This window comes from Curtobacterium sp. B18 (assembly GCF_000333375.1).
Classification (GTDB): Bacteria; Actinomycetota; Actinomycetes; order Actinomycetales; family Microbacteriaceae; genus Curtobacterium.
In genome coordinates this window covers 1-374 of sequence record NZ_BACZ01000342.1, presented here as the reverse complement: position 1 = coordinate 374, position 374 = coordinate 1, and the positions used below count along the sequence as shown (strand labels likewise).

Here is a 374-nt window from a genome sequence, read left to right as displayed (position 1 = left end):
CAGCATCGATGACAGGCCTACCGTCAGCTCGATACTGAGGAGCGGATTGGCGAGTCCGATCTCCCGCAGCAGGCTCGCAAGCCCGGTCAGCGTGATATCCTCCGAAATGCCGAGGCGCACCCGCCCGCGCGGCGCGCTATCGGCGAAATATTCGACCGCCTGCCGGTTCGCTTCCAGAATCCGCCGGCCCAGATCCGCCAGCACAGCCCCGTCCGGGGTCATGCGCACGGCATGCGTGTCGCGTTCGAGCAACTGGCGCCCACAGGCCAGTTCCAGCCGCCGGATATGCTGGCTGACCGTGGACTGGCTGATGCCGAGCGCCACGCCCGCAGCGGTGAATTGCCTCGCCTCCACGACAGCAAGAAACGAGCGAA

The 374-nt window shown here is 66.3% G+C and carries 1 protein-coding gene; it reads right to left on the bottom strand.

Annotated elements, in window-relative coordinates:
* A partial coding sequence (locus I5E_RS09290) for a LysR family transcriptional regulator (protein WP_022906734.1) occupies positions 1-374 on the bottom strand: 374 nt, incomplete at both ends.